Origin of the sequence: Actinomycetospora lemnae, from assembly GCF_028737315.1 — a bacterium.
Lineage (GTDB): Bacteria > Actinomycetota > Actinomycetes > Mycobacteriales > Pseudonocardiaceae > Actinomycetospora > Actinomycetospora lemnae.
In genome coordinates, this window is record NZ_JAQZAO010000005.1 from 274,598 (window position 1) to 300,452 (window position 25,855).

Below are 25,855 nucleotides of genomic sequence, written 5' to 3' on the forward strand. Positions count from 1 at the left end.
GTCACGGCAGGCCGGGCACCGTCGTCCGGTCCCGGAGGAGCTCGTAGCCGTCGGTCGGGTAGGGCTGGGTGTACCGCCAGACGTGCACGTCGTCGATGTCCTCCCCGACGTCGCGGACCCGCGTCGTCAACAGGGTGACCTCGGCCTCGCGCTGGGCGTGGCCGAGGAGCCCCCCGCGGTCCGGGTTGAACGTCCAGTCGGCGAGGGCCGCCTCGGGGTCCTCGCCGTAGCCGATCGCGCCGACGGCCGGTTCGGTGATGCCGTCCTGCTGGCGCGGCTGGCGGATGCAGGGGAAGAGCGACTGGATCTGCCACGCGACGCCCACCGCGCCGCCGGGCGGCAGGTACGCCGGGAGCGGCACCCACGTCCGCTCGACGGGCGCGCTGAACGCCAGCCAGCCGCCGATCGAGGTGCTCGTGTCGTCGGCGACGAGCCGGACGACGTCGGCGTCGGGGGGCGGCGCCGCGATCCCGAGCAGCGGGACCGTCCGCCACTCCACGGAGTTCCCGTCCTCGCCGACCGCCGCGCCCCCGGTGGGCAGGAATCCCGCCGGGGTCTCGCGCCCGTACTCGACGCGCAGGGTGACGTCGTCGTCGAGACGGCCCGAGACCGCCACGGCGAGGCCGGCGTCGGGTGCGCCCCGGTCGAGTCGGTACCAGTCGGTGGTCAGGGAGCCCGTGCGGGCGTCGGCGGTCGCCCCGGCCTCGGGCACGAGGAAGCTGCCGAACACCGGCGTGTCCGGGGGCAGGTCCGCGGGCGGCGGGCTCCCCGGGAAGACCGCGCCGGGCAGGAAGGGCTCGGTCCGCGTCTCCGGGTCCGGGGCGTCGGGCGCGTCGACGGCGAGCGGCGGCACGGGCGGCTCGCCGCCGGGCAGGACCGCCGGCGGGAGCGCCCGCTGGCCGCGGGTGTCGAGGACGTCGATCTGCCCGCCGAGGGCGCAGCCGGCGCTCGTGGGGTCACGCCAGGCGTCGACCTGCGGGGACCACGACGTCGACGTCCGGTCGGCGGCGCGGACGAAGTCGCCGACGGTCCAGGTGCTCACCAGGAGGAGCCCGACGCACACGAGGACCGGGACCGCGCCCGCGAGGGCGAGCCGCTGCCGTCGCGGCGCCAGCAGCCGGGCGACGACCGCCAGCACGACCGCCGTGACGGTGAGTCCGAGCGTCCACCACAGCGGCTGGTCGAGCTCGTAGCCGCGGATCGAGGGGTAGTCGCCGTAGGCCGGTTGCCCGAGGCCCCAGCCGTAGGGCCACATGGCGCGCCCGTGGAAGCCCAGGGCGAGGACGAGGACGGTGGCGAGGCCGGCGGCCAGGAGCGCGGGGCGGGGGACCCGGCGGTCCTCGTCGAGATCCGCGAGCAGGCGCGGGCCGACCACCAGCACGAGGGCGAGGAAGACGGCGCCGAGGCCCGCGAAGGCGCCGAAGTGGTGCGTCGGCTTGCTCGGCGTCGGGAGCAGCAGCACGAGCGACAGCAGCATCGACCACCCGGCGAGCGGGAGCCGCCGGGGCACGACGAGGTCGCGGGCGCGGGCCGCGACGACCAGCACGAGGAACCAGACGAGGGCGAGCAGGCAGAGCAGGACCGCGGTGCGCCGGGCGTAGGAGCCGAACCACCCGCCCGGATCGAGGAGGGCCGCCCAGCGCGCGAACTCCTGGTACCACGTCTGCGCGCGCTGGATCGGGGCGAAGATGGCCTGTGCGCGGACGAAGTCGCGGTACGCGCCGTCGGCGAACCCGAGCAGGCTGCCGACCGCGCCCGGCGCCAGCACCACGACCCAGCGGCCGGCCACCGCGAACCAGCTCGTCGAGCCGTCGCGGATCAGCCGCCACGTCGCGGGCGCCGCGACCAGCAGCGGGGCGAGCGCGATGAAGCCGGTGGGGGCGGCCATGAGCCCGCAGGTCGCCAGCCCGACGCCGAGGCCGAGGAGGGCGAGCCGGCGCCGCTCCAGCCCCTCGGCGACCGCCGCGAGCGTCGCGACGGTGAAGAAGCCGACGACCGGCTCGGGGCGCAGGCCCATGTCGTAGGGCAGCCACCAGGCGAGGAAGGCCGCGGCGAGCACCGTTCGCGCCGCGACGTGCGCCCACCGCTCGGCGCGCTCGCCCCGGCCCCACAGGGGGGTGCGCGCGACGAAGACCCGCGCGGCCGCCCACGTCGCGATCCCCAGGACCAGCGCCGGGATGCGCTGGACGACCGGGCCGAACCCGGCGGTCGTCTGCCACCAGGACAGGACGTAGTAGGGCCACGCGAAGGGCGTGAAGCCCTGGTTGTAGAGCTGGTAGAAGTTCGTGACGTAGCCCGAGAACGGCACGTTGGCCGCCATCGCGCCGTAGTAGCCGTCGTCGTCGGTCATCGGGGCGAGGAACAGCCAGGCGAGCAGGACCAGCGGCACGACGACGTCCCAGAGCCGCGGCACCACTGCCCACCGCGGCGCGCGGAACGACCGCACCCAGGCGGCCACGCGGGCGGTGGGCGGTCCGCGCTCGGTCCCCGGGCGGCTTGCGCGCCGACCGAGCAGGAGGAGGCCGGCCATCGCGGCCCCGCCGACCACCAGGGCCACGACGATCGCCGTGATCAGCGCCGTCTTCAGCGCGCTCGGGGTGTGGGCGAAGGCGTCGTCGACGGTGAGGCGCACGGACAGGTCGTCGGCCGTCGCGTCGGGCGTCCCCGGCACCGAGGTGCGCAGGGCGTCGACCTCGGGCAGCGGCGTGAGGACCTCGATGTCCGGCTCCGTCTCGGGCAGCGGCTCCTCGCGATCCTCCTCGGCGAACTCCTGCGGGGTGAGCGGCGCGGGCAGGCGGCTCGCCGAGGTCGCCACCACCGCGCCGTCGACGACGACCCGCATCGCCGTGGCGTCGCCGGCGACGACGACGGCGCAGTCGCCGGCGGGGAGCGCGCCCGCGAACAGGTCCTCGCCGCTGCTGCGGACCACCACGCCGTCGCCCTGGGCGCGGATCACCAGTGCGTCCTCGTCGATGTCGCGCGAGGACGGCGCCATCGTGGCGAGCACGACGCCGTCCGGGGTCGCCGCCGCGGCGCGCGCGGCCCGGCAGCTGAACCGGACCTCGAGGCCGACGGGCTCGTAGGCCGTGAGCATCAGCATCGTCGGCGCCGGGTCACGCGGGTCGACCGGCCAGCGGACCTCGGGCGTGCTGACGTCGACCGGCGCGAAGGGCAGGACCAGGGCACCGACGATCGCGACCAGCCCGGCGACCACCGCGACCGTCCGCCCGATCACCCGGAGGCGTCCCACGGGCCACCGCGCGACGTCGCCGGCGACGGCCTCCTCCCGGGGCCGGGTGTCCGTGCTCACGCCTCTCCCACCTGGTCGCCGAGGACCTCACGCTAACCGCCCGATGCGCCGTCGCCGTGACGCCCCCCGTACGGTCGGACCGGCACGATGAGGACGGTTCGGACGTCAGGCCCCGGGAGGTCGAGCGGTGCAGGAGGGGTCTCCCCCCGTCGTGAACGACGTCGTCATCGTCCTGACCTACTACTCGCCCTACGTCTCCGGTCTCACCAACGTCGCCCGGGACGTCGCGGAGGGTCTCGCCGCCCGCGGGTGGCGCGTCTGCGTCGTCACCAGCAAGCACGACCCGGCGCTGCCGACCCACGACGAGCGGAACGGGGTGCGGATCGTGCGGGCACCGGTGCTCGCCCGGGTCGGCAAGGGGACGATCGGGGTCAACCTGACGCGGATGGCGCTGCGCGAGATGCGGCGCGCGCGGGTGGCCAACCTCCACCTGCCGCTCATCGAGGGCGGGCTGCTGAGCCGGCTGGCGTCGGTGCCGGTGGTCGCGACCTACCACTGCGACGTCACGCTCCCGCCCGGCGCGATCAACGACCTGCAGCGCCGGGCCATCGACCGGGCCAGCTCGGGGGCGCTGCGCCGGTCGGCGGCAGCGGTCGTGAGCAGCGAGGACTACGCCCGGCACAGCCGGATGTGGCCCGCGATCCGGCCGACGATGGTCGCGATCCCGCCGCCCTGCCCGCCACGGAGTGCGGGCCGCCCGACCTACCGCGACGGCGACGGCTTCCACGTCGGGTTCCTGGGGCGCCTGGTGGAGGAGAAGGGGGTCGAGCACCTCGTCGACGCCTTCCGCGCCCTCGACGACCCCGACTCCCGGCTCCTCATCGGCGGTGACCACCTGCACGTCGCCGGCGGGAGCGTCGTCGACCGGATCCGCCGGCACGCGGGTGACGACCCGCGGATCACGCTCCTGGGCTTCGTGCCCGACGAGCAGCTCGACGACTTCTACGCCTCGATCGACGCGTTCGCGCTGCCGTCGGTGAACGCGTTCGAGGCGTTCGGGATCGTGCAGGTCGTGGCGATGCGCGCCGGGGTCCCGGCGCTGGTCAGCGACCTGCCCGGGGTGCGCACGGTCGTCGGGACGACGGGGTTCGGCGAGGTCGTGCCGCCCGGCGACGTCCCGGAACTGACGGCGTCCCTCCGGCGGCTGCGCGACGACCCGCCGGACGCGGCCGCCGGTCGTGCCGCGGCCGACGAGCACTACGACGTCGAGGCGGTCCTCGACGCCTACGAGGCCGTCCTCACCAAGGCCGCCGACCGGTGAGCAGGGGAGAGGAGCGAGCGGTGGGCATCGACGAGGTCTCGCGGACCTGGACCCGGCTCGGTGAGGAGGACCCGATGTGGGCCGTCCTCACCGACGCCGACAAGGCCGGCGGGAAGTGGCGGGCCGAGGACTTCCTCGCCACCGGGGCGGCGGAGATCGCGACCGTGCTCGCCCGTCTCGACGAGCTCGGTGTCGCCCCGGGGCGCAGCACGGCCCTCGACTTCGGGTGCGGCGCCGGCCGCCTGTCCCACGGGCTCGCGGCCGCCGGGTTCGGCGACGTCCTGGGCCTCGACATCTCGCCGACGATGCTCGCGGCCGCCCGCCGCACCGTCACCGCGCCGGCCTGCCGGTTCGAGCAGGTCCACGGCGCCGACCTCGCCGGGGTGCCGAGCGACTCGGTCGACCTCGTCTACTCCTGCCGCGTGCTCCAGCACGTCCCGCCGGCCCTGGCGCACGGCTACGTCCGCGAGTTCCACCGCGTGGTCCGCCCCGGCGGCGTCGTCGTCTTCCAACTGCCGACGGCCCCCGCCCGCACGGCCGCCGGGCTCGCGCTGCGCGTCCTGCCGGAGCCGGTCGCGGTCCGCCTGCGCCGCGGCATGGAGATGCACGGGACGCCCGAGCGCCGGGTGCGCGAGCTCGTCGCGTCGCTCGGGGCGCGGGTCGTCACGGCCGACCCGGACACCAGCGCCGGCCCGCGCTGGCAGAGCCGCCTCTACGTGACGACGACCGACCGCTGAGGGCTCACGGCGTGGGCGGTGGCACCGGGTCCAGCACCAGGTACTGCTCGCCGCGCCAGGTCGTCGGGACCGGCCACACGCCCTCCGGCGAGCCCGGGTCCGCCCGGAACGACAGCTTCCAGGCGGGCTGCAGCGGCGCCACCCGCTCGCGGTGGGTGAAGTTGAGCTCGAGGAGCCGGCGGGTCCAGGGGCCCGACTCCGCGACCCGCCGGTCGATGAACACCTGGGCGCGCCCCTGGTCGGAGAACTCGTCGACCAGCGTGCACCGCGTGTCGCAGGCCCAGGACAGCGCGCCGATCTCCCCGGGCGAGTTGACGACGAGCCCGTCGGGCAGGTCGGCCGCTGCGGCCTCGTACTGCGGGGCCGTGCCCCAGTTCGGCATGAACGGCGCCTCCGCCCACGGCGCCGGGCGCCAGGCGAGCACCACCGCCATGGCCAGGACCAGCGCGGACACGACCAGACGCGGCCAGAGCCGGGTGACGGCCGCGGCCCCCAGGACGGCCAGCACGCTCAGCGGGACGAGGATGGTCCCGAAGTACCAGTGGCTGCCCGGGGTGGAGAGCAGCCACAGCGCGACCCAGTAGGCCACCGGCCCGCCGGCGAGGACGGCGACGAGCCGGGTCCGGGCCCCACCGCGCAGCGCCCACCCCGCGGCGACCACGACGCCGACCGCGGCGAGCGGGACCACCGCCACGGTCTCCACCGGCCAGAACCGCCAGTACATCGCGGGGGCGTTGGCCCACAGGTAGAGGTGGAACCAGCCGTCGGTGGCCCCGGTCTTGATGAAGAAGGTGTCGGGGATGGCCGACCCGAGCAGCAGCCACGACAGCACGTGCCACGGCAGGGCCACCGCGATCGTCACGAGGGCCGCCAGCCAGGACCGCCGCCCGCAGCAGGCCCAGCCGATGAGGGCGAACAGGGCGAGGTCGGGCCGGCACAGGACGAGCAGCCCGCCGACGACGCCGGCCGCGACCGGGCCGCGGTTCGTCACCGCCCACGCCAGCGCGATGACCAGGGCCACGGCGGGGGCGGTGTCGAGGCCGATCGTCGAGGCCATCAGCGGCGACGCCGCGAACGAGACCCCCGCGACGGGCCCGGCCCACGCCGCCGACCAGCGCTGCGCGCGGGCGATCGCCGCGGTGAACCCGCCGACGGCCACCGCGCTCGCCGTCCACACCACCCCGGCGGCGACCAGCGCCGACCCGGTGGGCAGCGCGAGCGCGGCGACGAGCAGGACGTTCAGCGGGCTCGTCTGGGTGTTGGACGGGATGCCGGGCACCAGGCCCCACTCGCCGTGCTCGGCGAGGGTCCGGGCGTAGCTCAGGGTGATGTAGGCGTCGTCGATCAGCGACTGGCGGGCCGCGAGGAACACCAGGACGGCGACGAGGACCGGGAGCCACGCCCAGGCCGAGCTGCCCACCGCCGCACCCGCCGCCGCGGCGCTCGCCGCCGGCGTCCGCGTCGTCGGGCCCGGCGCCGCGACCTCGTCCCTCACCGCCACGCCGCCCAGAGTGCCCCGATCGTCGGGTTCCCAAGGCTCGCCGCGGCCGTGATCTCGCCGGACGTGATCGTGTCGTGACACAGCGCCAGAACCGGGCCGCGGGCGCGCCGGAGCGGGGTCGCGGTCCGGGCGTCGGTGGGTGCACTAGCCTCGGTGCCAACCGTCCACTGGGGGCACGACATGACCTCTCCGTATCGGGGTACGGAGGACGCCTGGGTGATCATCCCGGTCTTCAACGAGGCGAGTGTCGTCGCCGGTGTCGTCGAGGAGGTCCTCCAGACGTTCCCCCACGTGGTCTGCGTGGACGACGGCAGCAGCGACCACTCGGTGCCGGAGATCCTCAAGACCGACGCGCACCTGGTCCGGCACCCCGTGAACCTCGGGCAGGGCGCCGCCCTGCAGACCGGGCTCGCCTACGCGCTGCGTCGCCCCGGGGCGCAGTTCTTCGTCACCTTCGACTCCGACGGCCAGCACCGCGTCGAGGACGCCCGCGCGATGCTGGACGTCGCGCGCGACGGGGACGCCGACGTCGTGCTCGGGTCCCGCTTCCTCGACCACGCCCGCGACGTGCCCGCCCTCAAGCGCCTCGTGCTCCGCACGGTGATGGCCTTCAGCGTCGCCGGGCGCCGGCTCAAGCTCACCGACGCGCACAACGGGCTGCGGGTGTTCACCCGCGCGCCGGCCCAGGACCTCCGGATCACGATGAACGGGATGGCCCACGCCTCCGAGATCGTCGCCTACCTGGCGCGGCGCCGGTGGAAGGTCGTCGAGGTGCCCGTGAGCATCCGGTACACGGACTACTCGCGGGCCAAGGGGCAGTCCCTGCTCAACGGGGTGAACATCCTGTTCGACCTCTCGATGCGGCAGCGTGGAGCCTGACGTGCTGGTCAAACTCATCCTCATCGCGGCCGTCCTCGGCCTGTTCGTCGCGTTCCTGCGCAGCAAGCCGGGCGTGCGGATCCAGGCCGGCAAGCGGGTCGCCGTCGTTCTGTTCGCCGCCGTCAACATCTACGCGATCGTGCGGCCCGGCGACGTCAGCGCGGTCGCGAACCTCATCGGCGTCGGCCGCGGCGCGGACCTCGTCCTCTACGCGCTGGTCATCGCGTTCCTCATGGGGATGCTGAACTTCTACGTGCGCTTCAAGGCCGTGGACCAGCGGTTCACCGCGCTCGCCCGGGCCGTCGCGCTGCGCGAGGCGGAGGTCGTCAACCGGGAGCGCTTCCCGGACGACGAGCCACACGGCGCGCTGGCGGCCTCGGGGTCGGGGTCACGACCAGGTGATCCCGAGGGCTCCTAGCCGTGTCCGGACCGCGCGGGGTCCGGCACCGCGGGAGCCGGTCGTGAGCGCGGTGCGGCCGGCGAGCCCCTCCGCGGCGGTCGACGAGCGCCGCCACGACGACCCCCGGCCCGGCCAGGCACCCGACATCCCCGGTCCCTCCGCCACGACGACCCTGCTCCGCCTCGGCGGCTCGGTGGTCGTGGCGGTCCTCGGCGCGGGCCTCACGAGCCTGGTGGTCCAGCTCGCCGTCGGACGGCTGACCATCCCGCGACCCTCGTTCGTGCCCACCGCACTGACCGCGATCTCGGTGCTGCTCACGGCCGGACTGCTCGCGCTCGTGCACGCGCGGGCGTCCCCGCGCCTGGTGGCCGCGGCCGGCGTCGTCCTGCCGGCCGCGATCACGACCGCCGCCCTGTCGTCCCTGCTGGCGGGGACCCGCTTCTACCTGTTCGGCACCGACGGCGACCAGGCCTTCCGCATGCAGTACCTGGGCCGGTTCGCGGCCTCGGCGGCGCTGGCCGACGGCAACTACGCGGACCTGCCGTCGTTCTACCCGCCCGCGTGGTTCTGGCTCGGCGGCCGCCTCGCCGACCTCACCGGCCTGCCGGCGTGGGTGGTGTACAAGCCGTACTCGATCGCGACGATGGCGGTCGCGGCGTCGCTCGCGGTGGTGCTGTGGCGCCGTGTGGTCGACGGGCGGACGGCCCTGGTGCTCGGCACCACCACGGCGGTCGTCGGCCTGCTGGTCGGCGCCTACGAGCCCTACGGCTGGATCGTCGCGGCGTGCATCCCGCCGCTGGTCGTCCTCGGGTGGCGGCTGTTCACGGAGCACGGGGCACCGCGCCCCGAGCGCGTCGCGGCGGTCGTCCTGCTCGGCGTCGTGGGCGGCGTCGCGGCGATCACCTACACGCTCTTCGCCGGCTTCTTCTTCCTCGCGCTCGGCCTGGCGGCGGTCGCGGCCGCCGCCGTCGGGGGCGGCGGGTGGCGCGCAGCTCGGGTGGTCGGCGGGCGCCTGGTCCTCGTGGTCGCGCTCACGGTCGTGCTGGCGCTGCCGGTGTGGGCCCCGTTCCTCGTCGCGGCGCTCGGCGACGGCACGGCGGGCAACGGTTCGGCGCTCTACCTGCCCGAGGTGGGCGCGATCGTCGGGACCCCGATGTTCGAGGCGTCGGTCGTCGGCGTCCTGTGCCTGGTCGGCGCGGTGTGGATCGCGGTCCGGGCCCGGCACCGGGCGGAGGCGGCGGGGCTCGCGATGGTGGCGGTGGCCGCGTACGTCTACGCCGCGCTGTCGCTCCTCGCCCTCGCGGTCGGCACGACCCTGCTGTCCTTCAAGCTCGAGTTCGTGCTGACGCTGGCGCTCGCCTGCGCCGGGGTCCTTGCCCTCGGCGAGGCCGTCGGGGTGGCGGGCCGGCGCCTCGGCGCCCGCGGCGGGCGGGACCTGCGCCGCGGCGTGGCGGTCCTCGCCGTCCTCGCGTGCGTCCACCTGGTGCAGACGCCGTCCGAGGACGTCGCGCCGCTGCTCGAGGGCGCCTTCACCGCGCGCGACGACCAGGGCGTGTCCGCCGTGGACCCCGCGCCCCGACCCGACGACCCGGGCAGCCTGCACCCGAAGCTCGCCGCGGCGATCGGCGCGCTGACGGGGCGCCCGCCGCAGGACCTCGTGGTCCTCACCGACCACTGGCCGATCATGGTCTTCGCGCCCTACCGGGGCTACCAGACGGTCAAGCAGGAGTACGCGAACCCGCTCGCGCACTACCCGCAGCGCGACGCGGAGATCACGCGGTGGGCAGGCGCGCCGGACGCGGGCGCGCTCCGGCGGATGCTGGACGAGGGCCCGTTCCGGGCACCGGACGTCCTCGTGCTCCGGCGTGAGGACCGGGGCCTCGTCGTGACCCTCGCCGAGAACGTGTTCCCCCTCAGCGCGGGGAGCCGCTACCGGGACGTCGTCTTCGCGCCCCGGCTCTTCGACGCCCCGGGGTTCCGGCGCGCGGACGTCGGCCCGTTCACCGTCATCGCGCGGGTGTCACCGTGACGCGCGCGTCGGCCCGGGGCCGGGGCGTGGCCGCGGGCTCGCCGCCGCCCTCCGGGCGCAACTCCTGGCTGAGCTCGGGCCTGTCGCTGGCGGTCGGGCTGGGGCTGGTGGGCCTCGCCGGGTACGCCTTCGTCGCCGTCGTCGGGCGCACCTTCGCCGCCGACCCTGCCGACGTCACCGCCCTGACCTCGGTCTACCTGCTCACCAACATCGTCGGGCCCGGCGTGTTCGTCGCCCTCGAGCAGGAGGTCAGCCGCGCGGTCTCGGAGCGGCTGGCCACCGGGCGCTCGATCGTCGCGGTGGCGCGACGCGGCGCCGTGCTGGGCGTCGGCCTGTCGGTGATCGCCGCGGCCGTCCTCGTCGCGCTGTGGTGGCCGGCGCTGGACCGCGTGCTCAACGGCCGGCCCGGGCTCCTCGCGGCGGTCGTGGTCGCCGTCGCGGGCGCGGGCGTCGTCTACTGGTGCCGCGGGGTCTTCTCCGGCCAGCAGCGCTTCGTCGCCTACGCCGGCACGCTGCACCTCGAGGGCGGCACCCGGCTCCTCGGCATCGCGCTCCTGCTGGTGCTGGCGGCGTCGTCGCCGGTGTCCTACGCCATGGTGTTCGCGGTCGGCGCCGGGCTCGCGGGCCTGCTCATGGCGCCCGCCCTGCGGCTCGGTGAGCGTCCGGCCGTGCCCGACCCACCCGGTCCGATGGCGCGCTCGCTCGTGCTGCTCGTGAGCTCGACGCTGCTGATGCAGCTGGTCGCCAACCTCGGGCCCGTGGTCGTCGCCTACCGGATGCCCGAGCAGGCCGCGGTCGCGGGCGCGTTCGCGGCGACGTTCGTGCTCGCGCGGATCCCGCTCTTCCTCTTCGCGCCGGTCCAGGCGATGCTGCTGCCGTCGCTGACCCGCGCGCTCACCCACGGCGACACCGCGGCGTTCCGCCGCCGGATCACCAGCACCCTGCTCGTCATCGCGGTCTTCGGCGCGGGCGGCGCGCTGCTCGGCGGCACCGTGGGCCCCTGGGCGGTGCGGGTCCTGCTCGGCGTGCCCGTCCCGCCGAGCGCGCTGGTGATCGTCGCCCTCGCCGGGGCGACGAGCCTCATGATGGCCTGCCAGATGCTCCAGCCCGCCCTCGTCGCGGCCGGGCGTCAGCGCCGGGTGGTCGTGGCGTGGTCGGTGGGCACTCTGGTGTTCCTCGGGTTCCTCGTCGCCCCGATGGACCCGATCGCGGGCGCGGTCGTGGCCCAGCTCGTGGGCCCGGCCGTCACGGCGGCGATCGCCGGGAGCGCCCTGGTCGGGATCGCCCGCCGCCGCGACCCGCTGCCCGACGGGCCGGTGGGTCCCGAGCCCCCCACGCCGCCGGGCCCGTGAGCGCCGGTACCGTCCGGCCGATGCCGCCCCCGGGGGAGTGCCAGCGCCGATGACCGTCCACTTCGTCATCCCGTTCTACGGCCGCCCCGCGCTGCTCGTCGAGACGATCACCAGCATCTGCGCGCTGACGAACCCCGACTGGCGGCTGACGGTCATCGACGACGGCTGGCCCACGACGGAGATCCCCGACCACATCGGGGAGCTGGCGGACCCCCGCATCACCTACCGCCGCAACGCGGAGCGCCAGGGCACCGCGGGCAACCTCTACCGCTGCCTCCAGGTCGCCGCCGAGGGGGACGCGGAGATCGTCAACTTCCTCGGCGCGGACGACCTGGTCGAGCCCGTCTACGTCGACGTCGTCGAGCAGGCCTTCGCGCGCCATCCCGACGCGGTCATGGTGCAGCCGGGCGTCACGGTGATCGACGAGGAGGGCCGCCCCGTCATGCCGCTCGGGGATCGCATCAAGCGGCTCAGCGGCCGATCGGCGCGTCGGCGCGGCGTCACGAGCGGCGAGGAGGCGGTCACCCGCCTCATGCACGGCAACTGGCTCTACTGGCCGAGCGTGGCGCTGCGCCGCGAGGCGCTGTCGCGGACGGGGCCGTGGGTCGACGTCGACGGCATCAGCGACTTCGCGCACGCCGTCGATGTCCTGCTCGGCGGCGGGACGCTCGTCGTCGACCCGACGCCTGCGTTCCGCTACCGCCGGCACGCATCGAACGACTCCTCGACGCGGGCCGCGAGCGGCGTGCGCTGGGAGCAGGAGGACCGGTACTTCCGCCAGATCGCGGCGACGCTGCGCGACCGCGGCTGGCGACGGGCGGCACGGGCCGCCGAGCTCCACCTCAGCTCGCGGCTGCACCAGTCGCTGGTGCGGGCGAGTGCGGTGGCGGCGCGGGCGCGGAGCGCGGGGGCACGGCCCCTCGACCGAGGGAGGACGGCATGACCTCGTCAGCCGGGTCGTCGGAGCCGGCGGGGACGCCGGAGCTGCCGGAGTACGAGCGGCAGACCCTGCGGATGGCCGAGCGCGAGGCCCTGGCCGCGGGCTTCGTGCAGCAGATCGAGCTCACGGTGGGTCCCCTGCTCGCACGGCCGATGGCCGAGTGCGCGGTGCTCGACATCGGGTGTGGCTACGGGCACAGCCTCGTGGAGTGGTCGGGGCGGGCCCGGTCGGCGGTGGGCATCGAACCGAGCCCGGGGCTCGCGCAGTACGCCCGCGAGCTCGTCGCCGAGCGCGGCGCGGACAACGTGACCGTGCGCGAGGGCCCGGTCGGCGAGCTCGAGGACGTCGAGGCCTTCGACGTCGCCGTCCTGGACAACGTGCTCGAGCACATCGACGACCAGCCCGACGCCCTGCACCGCCTCGGCCGGGCCCTGCGCGTCGGGGGCGTCGCCTACATCCTCGTGCCGAACCGGCTCTGGCCGATCGAGGCCCACTACGGCCTGCCGTTCCTGAGCTACCTGCCCGTCCCGCTGGCCGACCGCTACCTGCAGCTGACGGGGCGCGGGACGAGCTACCAGGACGCGAGCTACGCGCCCACCGTCGGGCGCCTGCGGAAGCTCTTCGCCGCACGTCCCGAGCTCGAGTGGCGGCTGACGCTGCCCGGGGACGTCTCGCTGGCCGAGGGCGGGGACAGCCCGCTCTACCGCTACGGGGTGGCGGCGCTGCGGCGCTTCCCCGCGCTGTGGTGGATCTCGAAGTCGCTGCTGGTGGTCGTCGAGAAGCGCGCGACGACCTGACGGGCGGCGCGTCCGGGCAGACACGCTGTGTCGCACCCCTGACCGGATCGTCACCGCGCGCGAACTAGCATTGTCCGGTATGCGCGGTCGCCTGGAACGAGCTCTGCAGCGTCACCCGGCCGTGATGGAGCGCCTCCGCCGGCTCCTGGTGGAGAACCAGACGTTCGCCGACGTGATGTGGGTGGTTCGCGGTCGCCAGGTGGCGGTGCTGGACTACCCGGTCCGGCAGCGGCCGCGCTACGTGCAGGGCGCGGCGCCGCACCCCGGGCTCCACGCGCTCATCAGCCGCAACGACGAGGCGTACGCGGACCTCCTGGACCGGGGCCGCAAGTACCACGAGGCGCTCGCCGCGATCCCGGTGCGCTCCCCCGAGGTCACCAGCGGCCCGACCTGGATCAACGGTTGGCTGCCGCCGATGGACATGGTCGTCAACTACACGCTGCTCGCCGAGGAGCGGCCGGCGCGGTACGTCGAGATCGGTTCCGGTGAGTCGACGAAGCTCGCGCGCCGCGCCATCACCGACGGCGGGCTGCGCACGGAGCTGACCTCGATCGACCCGCACCCGCGCGCCGAGGTCGACCCGCTGTGCGACCGCGTCGTGCGCACGACGCTCGAGGACTCCGACCTCTCGATCTTCGACGAGGTCGGGGCGGGCGACGTCGTGTTCTTCGACGGGTCGCACCGCAGCTTCATGAACTCCGACGTCACGGTGTTCTTCCTGGAGGTCCTGCCCAACCTGCCCCGCGGCGTGACCGTCGGCCTGCACGACATCGAGCTCCCGTGGGACTACCCCGCGTCCTGGGCTCAGCGCTTCTACAACGAGCAGTACCTGCTCGCCGTCCACCTGCTCACCCGCGACGACCCGGCGTCGATCGTCCTGCCGGTCCGCTACGTCGCGGACACGCCGGCCCTGGCCGAGATCACCAGGGACCTGTGGCGCGATCCGCGCCTGGCCGAGCTCCCCAGGCCCGTCGGCGGCGGCTTCTGGTTCCGGACCTGACGGGTCCTGCCCCACGGTCCTGCTCAGCCGGCGCGCTCCAGCCGGTAGATGGCGAAGTCCGGGTTCGTGTAGACGACCTGCAGCTCCCGGACCCGCGCCAGGTCGTCCAGCCCGGGCTGGCGCGAGGCGTCCTCGCGCAGGAAGCCACGGCCCAGCACCACCCAGCGCACGTCGAGCCGGGAGACCGCCGCCTGCACCGCGGGGTCGGTGTCGTAGTCGTCGAACCGAGCCGCGAGCAGGCGCGCGTCCGGATCGACGAGCGACTGGTTGTAGTGGCCCGCCACCGGCAGCGCGCCACCGAGGGCGTACATCCAGACCGAGCCGTCGCCCTGGTCGTTCATGACCCGCTCACCGGGCCGGACCAGGCCGCCGAGCACCCGCAGGCCCTCGACCTCGGCCGACGAGAGCGCCGGGCCCTCGCCGGTGTTCTTGGCCATCAGGGCCTGGTTGCGGGCCAGGTAGTCGCCGCCGGTGAGCCCCACCAGCGCGACGAGGAGCAGGCCTGCCACCGACGCCCCGATGACGACGTCGTACCGGCGCGCGGCCAGTCCGGGGACCAGCCGGTGCGCGAGGCCGATCCCGGCGTCGTGGACCTGCTGCAGCCCGTGCCCCGCGAGCATCGCGAGCGGGATGGTGGCGATGCCGATGAGCCGGAAGCTGTCGTTCCACCACGGCCGCGTGACGGCCTCGACGACGGGCGCGTCGCTGGCGAAGGCGGCCACGAACAGGCCCACGAACAGCAGTCCGGGCAGGACGATCCAGCGCAGGGCGTCGAGCCGCAGCCAGCACAGCGCGCCGAGCAGGAGCAGCAGCACGAACCACACCTGGACGGTGTCGGAGGCGTGGCTGAACAGCAGCGCCTCGCCGAGGCCGGTGGCCGCCGACCCCGCGGCGGGCCAGTCGGTGGACGCCTCGCCGACGCTGCGCAGCGAGCGCAGGAGGTGCGGCAGGAGCGCCACCACGGCGACGACCGCGGCGATGGCCAGGGAGGCGAGGTCGGCGGGGACGCGGCGCGGTGCGCGCAGCCAGGAGGACGCGAGCATCGCCGCGGCGAACAGCGCGGCCGCGATGAACGCGCCGGGGTGCAGCGCGTAGAGACCACACGCGCCGAGGGCGAGCGGCACGAGCGTCGGCAGTCGCCGCGGCACCCGGGGCGCGGCGAGGTACTCGGTCAGCACGACGAGCAGCGCGGGGATGAGCGCCACGCCCACCGCGAAGGGCAGGAGCGGCCCCCGCCAGAGCATGTCGTAGAACGAGGAGATGCCGACGGCGATCACGGCCGACGCGGCCGCGAGCAGGCCCCGCGAGCCGAGCCGGTGGCACAGCGCGGCGATCGAGAGCGCCAGGATGCCGGGGATCAGCAGGGTGTGGGCGTTGAGGATCGACGGGACGTCGCGGCCGGTGAGGTCGCTGATCGTCGCGCCGATCAGGTGGTAGGCGTTCGGGTAGTACTGGGGCGGCGCGCTGCCGTACCAGTTGATCTGGCTCATCCCCGTCAGGCCGCCGTCGCCGGTGCGGGCGATCCAGGCGACGCCGTTGGCGTGGAAGGCGGCGTCCCAGTCCTGGGGGATGGTGGTCATCCGGCCGAAACCGCCGAGGACCGCACCGGCGCCGAAGAGGGCGGCGAACGCGACGGCCAGCCCGACGCCGATCGTCGTCACGCGTGACCAGGCGGAGCGCACGACGTCGTCGGGGTCGGCCCAGCGTCGGGTGAGGCGCCGGACGCCGAAGCCGAGCAGCGCGGCGAGCACGGCGGCCACGACCAGGCTCAGCGGGCTCCACGGCAGACCGAGTCCCGAGCCGACCGGCCCGGCGACGCCCGCGATGCCGTAGGTGGCGAGCGGTGCGACGGCCAGCGCGGTCCAGCCGCGGCTGCCCGAGGCGAGCAGCGCGCCGAGACCGGGGAGCCACAGCACGACGACGTAGAGGAGGACGAGACCGACGTCCCCCCACGTCACCAGGGGAAACGTCATCGTTCCTCCTCGGGCTCCGGGCTGCGGCCAGCGTAGGAGAACCGCGGGCGCACCTGGCCTACCACCCCATGAGGCGCGCGACCTCCGGGCCGACCACCGGCGACATCGACCGCGCGTAGGTGGCCGTCAGGTGGTTGTTGTCGAGGTAGACGAACACGCCGCCGATCACGGGCGGGCACTCGCTCGCGGTGCACACGAAGTGGCTCGTGTCGAGGAAGGAGACGTTGCCCGGGAGCTCCCCGGCGCGCTCGTAGGACGGGACCTCCGGGTAGAGGTCCGTCCGGGCCGGCGTGCAGGGGAAGTCCGGCGGGAGCTGGCCCTCGACACAGGCGGCCGGCGCGTAGTCGAAGCGCGGGTTGTCGCGCACCCCGACCACCGGGACGCCCAGCGCGTCGAGCGCCTTCCAGCCCTCGACGTACGACGGGGGTGTGTTCTCCGTCTGCCCGGTGCGCACCTCGCGCGACGCGATGGTGACGACGGCGTCGGGGCGCAGATCGCGGATCTCCTCGAGCGCCTGCTGGTTCCACTCCCCGCACCCGGCGGCCTCGCCGTCGGCGGGCGGACCGAGACCGAACGGGCAGGCGCCCTTGAGGATCGTGGTGACCTGCCAGCGCCGGCTCTCCGCGTACGGGAGCAGGGCGGCCGTGAACTGCTGGATGTGGGAGTCGCCGACGAGGACCAGGCGCTTGACGGGCTCCCCCTCGACCGGCGAGGAGCAGACCTGCATCGTCGGCTCGTACGCCGAGAGGCGGCATTGCGGGGGCGCGGGCTCCCAGTCGGCGCTGAGGGCCGTGTACGAGGGGATCGGCGTCGTGTCGTCGCCCTGCCCGCCGTCGACCAGCGCCAGGGCGCCCTGGTGGCGGGCCTGGTCGGCGCCGACGGGGGCGCGCTGGTCGAGGCTGACCAGGCCCTGCCACCCGAGCGCGACGACGAGGACGGGCACGAGCAGCAGCAGCGCGACCCGGTGGTTGCCCCAGCGCGGCGACCGTCCGAGCGACAGGGCGCCGAGCGGGACCTCCACGAGGTGGCGCGTGAGCACCGCGAGCAGGACCGACAGGGTGATGACGACCAGCCCGCCCTCGAGCCCGAGCTCCGGGTGGCGGGTGATCGCGAGCGCGAAGAGCAGCACCGGCCAGTGCCACAGGTAGAGCGGGAAGCTGATGTTGCCGAGGTACTGCATCACCGGCGAGGACAGGACGCGGTCGGCGCCGAGGCGGTGGTGGGTCTCGCCCGCGACGAGGATCGCGAGCGCGCACAGCACCGGCCACAGGGCGAGGAAGCCCGGGAAGCCGCCCTGGACGTCCAGCACGAGACCGCACGCCACGAGTCCGAGGACGCCGAGCCAGCCGAGGAGGGTGGCGGCCCAGCGCGGCAGGGTCAGCCCCGTGCCCGCGACGGCCAGCAGGCCGCCGAGCGTGAACTCCCAGAGCCGCGTCGCCGAGTGGAAGTAGGCCAGCTGCTGCGCGGTCGCGGTCAGCACGATCGAGTAGGCCAGGGACGCCACGGACAGGGCGACCAGGGCGATCGTCACGGCCCGCCGGACGTCGGCGCCGGCCCGCCGCGCGACGAGGGCGACGACCACCACCACCAGCGGGAACAGCAGGTAGAACTGGCCCTGGATCGACAGCGACCACAGGTGCTGCACCACGCTCGCCGTGTTGTGGGCGGCGTAGTAGTCGACGGAGTCGGCCGCCAGTTGCCAGTTCTGGAAGAACAGCGCCGACGCGACGACCTCGCGCAGGGTCTGCGGCCAGCGCGAGTGCGGCAGGATCGCGAGCGAGGCCAGCACGACCCCGATCAGCACGATCGACGTCGGCGCGAGCAGGCGCTTGGCGGTCTTGCCCCAGTAGCCGAGGACGTCGATGCGCCCACGCTCGGCCGCCCGCGTCATCTGCCCGGCGAGCAGGAAGCCGGAGATGACGAAGAAGACGTCCACGCCGCCGGAGACCCGGCCGATCCACACGTGGTAGACGACGACCAGCGCCACCGCGAGCGCCCGCAGGCCCTGGAGCTCGGGGCGGAACCGGCGAGCGGCGGGGGCCTCCTGACGGTGGCGGCCGGCGGCGGTCCCCGAGGTCAGCGGCGTCGTGGCACCGGTGGCGTCGGCGGCGGGCATCGGCGACGTGGCCCCGCTCGCTGTCATCCGGCTCCCCACGGTGTCGGTCCGTTCACCTGACGTTACGACGGCCCGGGGGCCGTGGCGCCAGCGGGTGTGGTGCACAACTGATCGGTCAGTACCCCGGCGGCCGCCGTTCCATCGCCGTGAGCAGGGCGGGTGCGACGACCGGCGCCGCCGTGCCGGTGAACGTGGCGCTCACATGGTTGGCGTCCAGGTAGACCAGCACGTTGCCCACGACGGCGGGGCACACGGTGGCCGTGCAGTAGGTGTCGGCGAGGTCCAGGACGGTGACGCTGCCGGGTAGCGGGCCCGCGCGGGTCCACGGCGGCGTCGCGGCCAGCAGCGCGGCGCGCGGGACCGTGCAGGTCTCGGCGGGCTGCCGGTCGATGCACGGGCCCGGCGAGGCGGGCAGCCGAGGGTTGTCCCGGATGGCGAGCACCGGGATCCCGACGCGCTCGAGCGACCGCCAGGCGTCGACGAACCCGGCCGGCGTCTCCTCGGTCGCGGGCGAGCGGGCGTCGCGGGACGCGAGGGTCACGACGAGGTCCGGACGCATCGCGGTGATCTCGCCCAGCGCAGCCCGGTTCCAGGACGCGCAGCCCGCGTCGTCCGGCACCGTGTCCGAGGTCGTGGAGAACGGGCAGGCGCCGCGCAGCATCGTGACGACCTCGCCGTGACGCTCGGCGACGATCGGGCGGACGGCGGGCAGCAGCTGCTCGACGTGCGAGTCGCCGACCACGACCACCCGGAACCGCGCGTCGGGCACCGGGTCGCGGCAGGTGCGCAGCTCCGCGGCGAGCGCCGAGGTGGTGCAGGTCCTCCCGCCCGGCGCCCAGTCGGCACCCCGGGCCGCGGGGCCGGGGACGACCGGGGCCGGCGGGACCGCGCCGTACCCGGCCAGCCGGACGGCGGCGCCGGGGTGGGCGGGGTCGGCGACCGTGACGACCGCCCCCGGACGCCACGCCGTCACGGCCGCCCACGCGCCGGCCACCAGCAGCAGGGTGACCGCGGCGACGACCACCGGCACGACGCCGCGGACGCGCGGGACCCGGCCCGCCGCCACGGTCGCCGCGGCCAGCACGACCGTGACCGCGAGGACCACCGCGCCGCCACGCAGCCCGAGCTCGGGCCGCTCGCGCCAGGCGAGGTAGAAGGCCGCGACCAGCCCGGACCACAGGTACAGGGAGAGCGCGAGGGCACCGAGCACGCGCAGCGGGGCGGCGGCGAGGACCCGGCCGACGGATCGCGACGACCGGGCGCCCACGACGGCGAGCAGGCCCCCGGCCGCGAACGCCCACGCCTGCGCGCCCGTGTCGAGGGCGACCACGGCGGCCGGCTCGCCCGCCCGCGTCCACGCGTACGTCGCCGACGTGACGCCGGCGACGGCGAGCAGGACGGCGAGCACCCGCCCGGCCCGCCGACGCCCGGTGCGGGCGGCGAGGCCCGCGAGCAGGGCGGCCCCGAGGAGGAGCTGCCCGAGCACGGCGACGGCGCCGAGGTGCGCGAACGGCCCGGCGAGCGCACCCCCGGGCGCGGCCGCCGGCGTCTCGAGGGCGAGGTACGCGTTCTGGACGAGCAGCAGCGAGGCGAGCGCCTCGGCCTGGACCTGCGGCCACCACGACGACGGCAGCGTGACCGCCGTCGCGACGCACCCGGCCGCCACCACCACGGCCAGCGGGGCCAGCAGGCCCCGGGCGCCGCGGGCGACGTCGCGGCGCAAGGAGCCGCCTGGACCGACGGCGTCGAGCAGGGCCCGCACCGCGACGAGCCCGGCGACGGCGAGCAGCGCGACGAGGACCGGCGCGGGGAGCGCCGGGCTCACCCCTCGTCGAGGCCGAAGAGGCGCCGCCAGCTCGCGGCGTCGGTGAGCGCGCCCTGCGCGTCACGCCACCGCTGCGCGGCCGCCGACCCCTCGCGGGCGAAGCGCCACAGCACCCGCACGCTCTCGCGCGTCAGGGCTGTGAGGTGCTCGGGGTCGCGCCGGCGCAGTCGCACCCCGTTCTCACCGGCGTCGACGACGGCGACGCGGTCGAACAGCGACACGTGCCACCAGTGCGCCTCACCGGAGCCGACGAGCCCGCCGCGGTGCGGCACGCGCCCCGTCGCCTGCTGGACGGCCCGCTTGAGCTTGACCAGGGCGGGCCGCGAGGGCTCGTAGCCGGCGCGCACGATCGGCATCTCGACGCTCGACAAGCCCGGCACGTCGTGGACGTCGTGCAGCGTCGTCTCGCTGTAGCGCCGCCGCTCCTCCTGGACGGTGAACGCTGCGCTCACCCCGCCGTCGGCGAGCACCTCGGGGCCGGCGAGGAAGTCGTCGACGGCCTTGACGAGCGTCGCCGCGAGGCCGTAGTTCATGCCGAGCAGGTAGCGGGCGAAATGGTCGCGCAGCGTCTTGTGGATCCCGCGCACCGGGAAGTCGGAGTGCAGCGCCGCGGTGATCATCGCGTTGCGGTGGTTGAAGTAGCGGCGCCAGTCGTCCCAGTCCTTCCACTGGAAGTCGGCGTGCCACAGGCCTGCACCGGGCAGCGTCACCGTCGGGAACCCGTGCGCCCGCGCCCGGTACCCGTACTCGACGTCGTCCCACTGGAAGAAGAACGGCAGCGGGTAGCCGATCCGCCGCACGACCTCGGCGGGGATGAGGCACGCCCACCAGCCGTTGTAGTCGGCGTCGACGCGGCGGTCCTGGACGTTCTTGGTGCCGTCGGGGAAGTAGCCGGTGACGTCCGACTCGCCGACCGCGCCCTCGGGCCGGCGGCCGCAGGCGAGCTCGACGAAGTCGGCCTTCTCGGCCCCGGCGATGACCTGCGTCGGGTGCAGGAGGTTGAGCATCTGGGCGCCGACGATCGTCGGGACCGCGGTGTGGCGGGCGAACCCGGCCAGGCGCACGACCACCTCGGGCTCGCAGCGGACGTCGTCGTCCATGAGCAGCACGTCGGTGTGCGGGTCGGCGGCGTCCTCGACGAGCTCGTAGAGGCCGCGGGTGAAGCCGCCCGCCCCGCCCAGGTTGCCCTGCAGCAGGTAGCTCAGGCGGCTCCCGAAGGCCTCGGCGACCTCGGCCCAGCGCGGTTGGTCGGCCACGCGGTCGGAGCCCTGGTCGACCACGACGACGCGGTCGAGCACGCCGAGGGCGTCGGCGTCGTCGAGGATGGCGCGCAGGGTCGTCAGGCAGTCGACCGGGCGGTTGTGGGTGCAGACGACGAGCGAGGTGCGGCGGTCGGTGGCCGGGGCCGCGACCGTCCAGCGGGTGTCGGAGAGCACCAGCTCCTCGTCGTCGGTGAGCACCTCCACCCACAGCCCGCCGCCGTCGAGGAAGCGGTCGAGGGTGGCCGAGAGCGCGACGTCCTCGCTGTCGACGTCGTGGACCGCCAGCGTGCGCGGCACCCCGTTGGTGTCCGAGGCGCGCAGCAGGATGCGTCCGGTGCCGCGGATGCGGCCCTCGAAGCGCACCTCGCCGGCGGTCGCCCAGCGCTGCCAGTAGCTGGCGGAGAAGCGGCCGAAGTAGGTGTTGGTGCTGACGTGGCTGAACGCGCCGACGCGCACGTGGTGGCGCCGCCGCTCGGCCCGCCCGCGGCGGACCTCGGCGTAGAGGTCGTCCGGGGTGTCGGACGTCGGTCCCGCGAAGAGGCCGCGGGCGACCACGGCCCGTGCCGCTCCCGTGCCCGCTTCGGCGGTGCGGACGGCCTGGACGTCGGTCATGTGTGCGTGCTCCCCCGCGATCCGGCTCGGGTGCTCTCACCGTGCCCTCGACCGCCAGGGTAGGAGACGTGGCACCGCTCCCCGGGGGACGGGCGCCCCCGTGTCGGGTCAACCGACGCGCTGGTCGGCCGTTGGACGGTGCTGCTCGGGGACGACGGCCTGCTCGGACGGCGGCGTCGACCGGACCACCACGACGACCTGCTCGTGGTCGTGGGTGAAGGCCTCGTAGGTGAAGTCAAGCCCGGTGCGCGCGACGTACTCGGTCCACGCGCGGTGCTCGCCGTCCTCCCACCCGGGGTGGTTGAGGTACTCGTCGAACACGATCACCGAGCCGGGTCGCAGGCGGGGCCCGACGTGCTCGAGCACCGTGGCCGTCGAGGAGTGGAGGTCGGCGTCGAGGTGCAGGAGGTCGACCGGCTCGGGGTGCTCGGCGAGGAACGCCGGCAGCGTGTCGGCGAACCAGCCGACGACGAGCTCGGCGCCCGGGACCTCGGGCGGCTCGCCGACGGCGAACGTCCCGGCGCCGAACCCCGCGCGCCAGTCCTCGGGCAGGCCCTGGAACGAGTCGAACCCGTAGACCTCGCCATCGCCGCGCGCTGCGGCGATCGCGCGCAGCGTGGTGCCGGAGAAGACGCCGAACTCGAGGGCGAGCCCGCCACGCCGGGGTGCGATCTCCAGCGCGTGGGCGAGCGTCGCCGCCGGGTTCGGGAAGGGGCGCGCCCCGGGCATCGCCTGCTCGACGAAGCGGGCGCTGCTCACCACGGCCTCGCGCTCCCCGGCCGCGAACATGTCGCGGCGGTCGCGGATCTCGCGCGCCACGAGCTCCGCACGCAGGCCGTCGATCTCGCCCCGGGCCGCGTCGAGCGCGGCGGCCTGCTCCCGCGCCCGCACCTCGAGGGCGTCCAGCCGCGGCAGCACCCGGTCCTCGACGACCGTCGCGACCCCGCGCTCGACGGCGCGGACCAGGCGGACGTTCAGGGCGTGCCGGAGGCGGCGCAGGCGGGAGGACACCCCAGCCATGGAAACGGACACGGGCGCTTCCGTCGAGGTGGTGTCGCGGACCGGTCGGCGGCGGCCGACGAGGGGTCGCTACGGGGCCGCCGCAGCCAGGTCCCCGGCCGACGTCGGCGCGCGCGGCGCCGGGCGGGTCGCCGCCACCACGAGCAGCGTGTGCCCGATCGCGAGCATGACCATCGTCGCGACGCCGAACGGCCAGTAGATGTGGCTGGTCAGGAACGACCACGCCCCGACGACCGCGAACACCGCCCCGAGCCCGGCCAGCAGGCGCCAGGCCCCCGGTGCGCGGACCAGCGCGAGCACCGCGGCGAGCACGCTCGCCGCGAGGTAGGCGTAGGCGCCCTGGATGCCGAGGGCGTCGGCGATCTCGAACAGCGCCGCGACCCACGGCCCCGGGCCGAGGCGCATGGTCTCGTGTCCCCCGCCGATCCCGGCGAGCGCGTCGAGCGCGCCGTAGAAGGCGGCGTAGACGAGGCCCAGCACGATCGCGAGCCCCTCGAGCACCCAGCCGAGCGGGCCGGCGGGACGCGCGGCGCGCACGACGGCCCAGGGCCCGAGCGCGAGGAGCGGGAAGAGCACGAGCCCGATGACGTGCAGGTCGCGCCACCACGGGGCCGACTCGGGGGTGAGCACCGCGGGGTGGGAGCTGCCGAGGACCGCGAGCGCCAGGGCGGGCAGTGCGGTGGCGGCGACCGCGGCGGGGAGACGCATCCGCCGCATCCTCGCAAACCGCCCGCGCCCGCGGTGGCGCGACTCCCGGGTGCTCATCGGTCCAGCGCGGCCGGGAGCAGCAGCGACACGACCGGGGCGAGACTCCGCGCGTAGGACGCCGACAGGTGGTTGTCGTCGAGGTAGACCATGACGTTGCCGATCTCGGGCGGACAAACGGCCTCGGTGCAGAGGTGGTCGGTGAGGTCGAGGAAGCCGACGTTGCCGGGGACGTCCATCGAGGCGTACGGCGGCTCGGCGTAGAGCTCGTCGCGCGGCAGCTCGCACTCCGGGGCGCCGCGGCCGTGCGTTTCCACGCATTCCGCGGGCCACCAGTCGAAGCGCGGGTTGTCGCGCAGGGCGACGACCGGGACAGCGCCCGTGTCGAGACGCCGCCAGGCCTCGACGAAGCCCAGCGGGGTTTCCTCCGTGCGCCCCGCGCGCACGTCACGGGTCGCGCCGACGAGCACCGCGTCGGGCGGCTCAGCAAGGATGTGCTCGATCGCCGCGGCGTTCCACTCCAGACACGGGACCTCGCCGATGTTGGCGTCCGAGCCGGTGGAGAACGGGCACCCGGGCCGGATCAGTGTCCGGATCTCCCAGTTGCGCTCGCGGGCCAGCGGCTCGAGCGCGGGCAGGAACTGCTGCATGTGGGAGTCGCCGACCACGGTGATCACGCGGTCGGGGGTCTCGGCGGGCACGTAGGTGCAGAGCTCGAGGTTCGGGCGCTCGGGTGGGACGACGCAGTCCTGCTGGTACTCCACCCAGTCGTCGACCACTGCCAGCGTCGACGGTCGCAGCGGGGCGCCGGGCGCGCCGCCGTAGACGAAGCCGGGCAGCCGGGCCACCGCCCCGGGGTGGTCGGGGTCGCGGAGGTCGACGTAGGCCCCCGCCCGCTGGTCGCTCGCCGCGCGCCAGGCCAGGCAAACGAACAGGACCGGGGCGAGCGTCGCAGCCACCAGCGCGACGGGCCGCCACCGCGGCGGTCCCCCGGGCTGGACGTCCCGGGCGGGCCGCTCAAGCAGGTGGTGGCTGGTGACGGCCAGCGCGACCGACAGCCCGACCACGCCCAGCCCGCCGACGAGGCCGACCTCGGCGCGCTCGCGGTAGGACAGGTAGAGGATGAGGACCGGCCAGTGCCACAGGTAGAGGGGGTAGCTGATGTCCCCCAGGTACCGGCCGGCGCGGGAGGCCAGCAGGCGGTCGACGCCGCCACGGCCGGTGCTCCCGGCGACGACGACCGCCGCCGCGGCCGCGACCGGCCACAGTGCCAGGTAGCCGGGAAAGCCCGCCCCGACGTCGAGGACCACCCCGCACGCCACCAGCGCCAGCACCCCGACCCAGCCCAGCAGCACCCGCAGGCGCCGGGTGAGCCGGATGCGGTCGATCGTCAGTCCGAGGACGCCGCCGATCGCGAACTCCCAGGCCCGCGCCAGGGAGTCGAAGTACGCGAAGGGCTGGTCGACGGCGGTGGTGATCACCGAGTACGTCAGCGACGCCGCGGCGACCGCGACGAGGACGACGAGCAGGACCCGGCGCACGTCCGCGCGGAGCCGTCGCGCGACGACCGCGACGAGCAGCACCAGCAACGGGGCCACCACGTAGAACTGCCCCTGCACCGACAGCGACCAGAAGTGCTGGGCGACGCTGGCGGCGTCGTTGTCCGCGTAGTAGTCGACGGCGTCGGCGGCCAGCCGCCAGTTCTCGACGAAGAACGCGGAGGCGACGATCTCGGCGATGTTCTGGGGCCAGCGCAGCGGCGACATCAACGTCGCGGCCGCCACGGCGCTGACCAGCAGCACGAGACCCGCCGTCGGGAGCAGCCGCCAGAACAGCCGCAGCCACGTGGCCGCGACCCGCAGCCCGCCGCGCTCGACGCTGCGCACGAGCATCCCGACGACGAGGAAGCCGGACAGCAGGAAGAAGACGTCGACGCCGCCGGAGACCCGACCGACCCAGACGTGGTAGATCACCACGAGGACCGCCGCGAGGCCGCGCAGCCCCTCGATCTCGGGCCGGAAGCGCGAGCGGCGTGCTCCCGGGTCCTCCGGGCGCGCCGCGGGCGCCGGCGACGTCGGACGGTCGTCGAGCGGGCCGGCGCTGGGCATGTCGAGCCGGTCCTCCCGTCGGTGACGT

The 25,855-nt window shown here is 75.2% G+C and carries 18 protein-coding genes; 9 read left to right on the forward strand and 9 right to left on the reverse strand.

From position 1 onward, the window contains the following. Position 1: 1 nt before the first annotated feature. Positions 2–3,310 carry an arabinosyltransferase domain-containing protein gene (locus PGB27_RS13510; protein ID WP_274200874.1) on the reverse strand — a complete coding sequence of 1,103 codons (3,309 nt, stop codon included), beginning with the start codon at positions 3,308–3,310 and terminating at the stop codon, positions 2–4. A 151-nt stretch (positions 3,311–3,461) separates the two neighbouring features. Between PGB27_RS13510 and PGB27_RS13515 the strand changes: the two genes are divergently transcribed. After that, the gene (locus tag PGB27_RS13515) at positions 3,462–4,571 is read left to right on the forward strand and encodes a glycosyltransferase family 4 protein (RefSeq protein WP_274200875.1); all 1,110 of its coding nucleotides are present in this window, start codon (positions 3,462–3,464) and stop codon (positions 4,569–4,571) included. Between the two features lie 20 nt (positions 4,572–4,591). Beyond that, positions 4,592–5,308, forward strand: a complete 717-nt coding sequence (locus PGB27_RS13520; protein WP_274200876.1) for a class I SAM-dependent methyltransferase — start codon at positions 4,592–4,594, stop codon at positions 5,306–5,308. A gap of 4 nt (positions 5,309–5,312) precedes the next feature. On the opposite strand, the gene PGB27_RS13525 is transcribed toward PGB27_RS13520, so the two are convergent. Then, positions 5,313–6,809, reverse strand: a complete 1,497-nt coding sequence (locus PGB27_RS13525) for a hypothetical protein (protein WP_274200877.1) — start codon at positions 6,807–6,809, stop codon at positions 5,313–5,315. 216 nt (positions 6,810–7,025) lie between these two features. On the opposite strand from PGB27_RS13525, the gene PGB27_RS13530 reads away from it, so the two are divergent. The 7 genes from PGB27_RS13530 to PGB27_RS13560 all read left to right on the forward strand — a co-directional run bounded on the left by PGB27_RS13530 (position 7,026) and on the right by PGB27_RS13560 (position 14,206). Further along, the gene (locus tag PGB27_RS13530; protein ID WP_274200878.1) at positions 7,026–7,688 is read left to right on the forward strand and encodes a glycosyltransferase family 2 protein; all 663 of its coding nucleotides are present in this window, start codon (positions 7,026–7,028) and stop codon (positions 7,686–7,688) included. A gap of 1 nt (position 7,689) precedes the next feature. Further along, positions 7,690–8,106, forward strand: a complete 417-nt coding sequence (locus PGB27_RS13535) for a DUF2304 domain-containing protein (protein ID WP_274200879.1) — start codon at positions 7,690–7,692, stop codon at positions 8,104–8,106. 43 nt (positions 8,107–8,149) lie between these two features. After that, the gene (locus tag PGB27_RS13540) at positions 8,150–10,117 is read left to right on the forward strand and encodes an arabinofuranosyltransferase (protein WP_274200880.1); all 1,968 of its coding nucleotides are present in this window, start codon (positions 8,150–8,152) and stop codon (positions 10,115–10,117) included. Beyond that, positions 10,114–11,469, forward strand: coding sequence for a lipopolysaccharide biosynthesis protein (locus PGB27_RS13545; protein WP_274200881.1), 1,356 nt, complete (start codon positions 10,114–10,116; stop codon positions 11,467–11,469). Before PGB27_RS13540 ends, PGB27_RS13545 begins: the two co-directional genes overlap by 4 nt. 49 nt (positions 11,470–11,518) lie before the next feature. Beyond that, entirely contained in the window at positions 11,519–12,412 is an 894-nt protein-coding gene (locus PGB27_RS13550; RefSeq protein WP_274200882.1) for a glycosyltransferase family 2 protein, read from the forward strand. Continuing rightward, a complete protein-coding gene (locus PGB27_RS13555) occupies positions 12,409–13,206 on the forward strand; it encodes a class I SAM-dependent methyltransferase (protein WP_274200883.1) in 798 nt (265 codons plus the stop codon). The genes PGB27_RS13550 and PGB27_RS13555 overlap by 4 nt, the downstream gene beginning before the upstream one ends. Positions 13,207–13,285: 79 nt before the next feature. Beyond that, positions 13,286–14,206 (forward strand): class I SAM-dependent methyltransferase, encoded by a 921-nt coding sequence (locus PGB27_RS13560; RefSeq protein ID WP_274200884.1) that lies wholly within the window; start codon positions 13,286–13,288, stop codon positions 14,204–14,206. A gap of 23 nt (positions 14,207–14,229) precedes the next feature. On the opposite strand, the gene PGB27_RS13565 is transcribed toward PGB27_RS13560, so the two are convergent. The 7 genes from PGB27_RS13565 to PGB27_RS13595 form a co-directional block, all read right to left on the reverse strand. Further along, positions 14,230–16,179 carry a DUF6541 family protein gene (locus tag PGB27_RS13565; protein WP_274200885.1) on the reverse strand — a complete coding sequence of 650 codons (1,950 nt, stop codon included), beginning with the start codon at positions 16,177–16,179 and terminating at the stop codon, positions 14,230–14,232. Between the two features lie 58 nt (positions 16,180–16,237). Continuing rightward, complete coding sequence (locus PGB27_RS13570) at positions 16,238–18,322, reverse strand: acyltransferase family protein (RefSeq protein ID WP_274200886.1); 2,085 nt, start codon at positions 18,320–18,322, stop codon at positions 16,238–16,240. A gap of 88 nt (positions 18,323–18,410) precedes the next feature. Continuing rightward, positions 18,411–20,120 carry an SGNH hydrolase domain-containing protein gene (locus PGB27_RS13575; RefSeq protein ID WP_274200887.1) on the reverse strand — a complete coding sequence of 570 codons (1,710 nt, stop codon included), beginning with the start codon at positions 20,118–20,120 and terminating at the stop codon, positions 18,411–18,413. Continuing rightward, positions 20,117–21,994 (reverse strand): glycosyltransferase, encoded by a 1,878-nt coding sequence (locus PGB27_RS13580; RefSeq protein ID WP_274200888.1) that lies wholly within the window; start codon positions 21,992–21,994, stop codon positions 20,117–20,119. Before PGB27_RS13580 ends, PGB27_RS13575 begins: the two co-directional genes overlap by 4 nt. Before the next feature lie 108 nt (positions 21,995–22,102). After that, the gene (locus tag PGB27_RS13585) at positions 22,103–23,014 is read right to left on the reverse strand and encodes a class I SAM-dependent methyltransferase (protein ID WP_408630060.1); all 912 of its coding nucleotides are present in this window, start codon (positions 23,012–23,014) and stop codon (positions 22,103–22,105) included. Between the two features lie 69 nt (positions 23,015–23,083). Continuing rightward, entirely contained in the window at positions 23,084–23,722 is a 639-nt protein-coding gene (locus tag PGB27_RS13590) for a hypothetical protein (RefSeq protein ID WP_274200890.1), read from the reverse strand. A 53-nt stretch (positions 23,723–23,775) separates the two neighbouring features. Further along, a complete protein-coding gene (locus PGB27_RS13595; protein WP_274200891.1) occupies positions 23,776–25,827 on the reverse strand; it encodes an acyltransferase family protein in 2,052 nt (683 codons plus the stop codon). Positions 25,828–25,855: the final 28 nt, after the last annotated feature.

Excerpts from the sequence above, each read along its gene's own strand:
- PGB27_RS13570 (WP_274200886.1), bottom strand. The coding sequence starts at position 18,322 with ATGACAGCGAGCGGGGCCACGTCGCCGATGCCCGCCGCCGACGCCACC.
- PGB27_RS13595 (WP_274200891.1), bottom strand. The coding sequence starts at position 25,827 with ATGCCCAGCGCCGGCCCGCTCGACGACCGTCCGACGTCGCCGGCGCCC.
- PGB27_RS13580 (WP_274200888.1), bottom strand. The coding sequence starts at position 21,994 with ATGACCGACGTCCAGGCCGTCCGCACCGCCGAAGCGGGCACGGGAGCG.
- PGB27_RS13560 (WP_274200884.1), top strand. The coding sequence starts at position 13,286 with ATGCGCGGTCGCCTGGAACGAGCTCTGCAGCGTCACCCGGCCGTGATG.
- PGB27_RS13550 (WP_274200882.1), top strand. The coding sequence starts at position 11,519 with ATGACCGTCCACTTCGTCATCCCGTTCTACGGCCGCCCCGCGCTGCTC.
- PGB27_RS13555 (WP_274200883.1), top strand. The coding sequence starts at position 12,409 with ATGACCTCGTCAGCCGGGTCGTCGGAGCCGGCGGGGACGCCGGAGCTG.
- PGB27_RS13590 (WP_274200890.1), bottom strand. The coding sequence starts at position 23,722 with ATGCGTCTCCCCGCCGCGGTCGCCGCCACCGCACTGCCCGCCCTGGCG.
- PGB27_RS13585 (WP_408630060.1), bottom strand. The coding sequence starts at position 23,014 with ATGGCTGGGGTGTCCTCCCGCCTGCGCCGCCTCCGGCACGCCCTGAAC.
- PGB27_RS13565 (WP_274200885.1), bottom strand. The coding sequence starts at position 16,179 with ATGACGTTTCCCCTGGTGACGTGGGGGGACGTCGGTCTCGTCCTCCTC.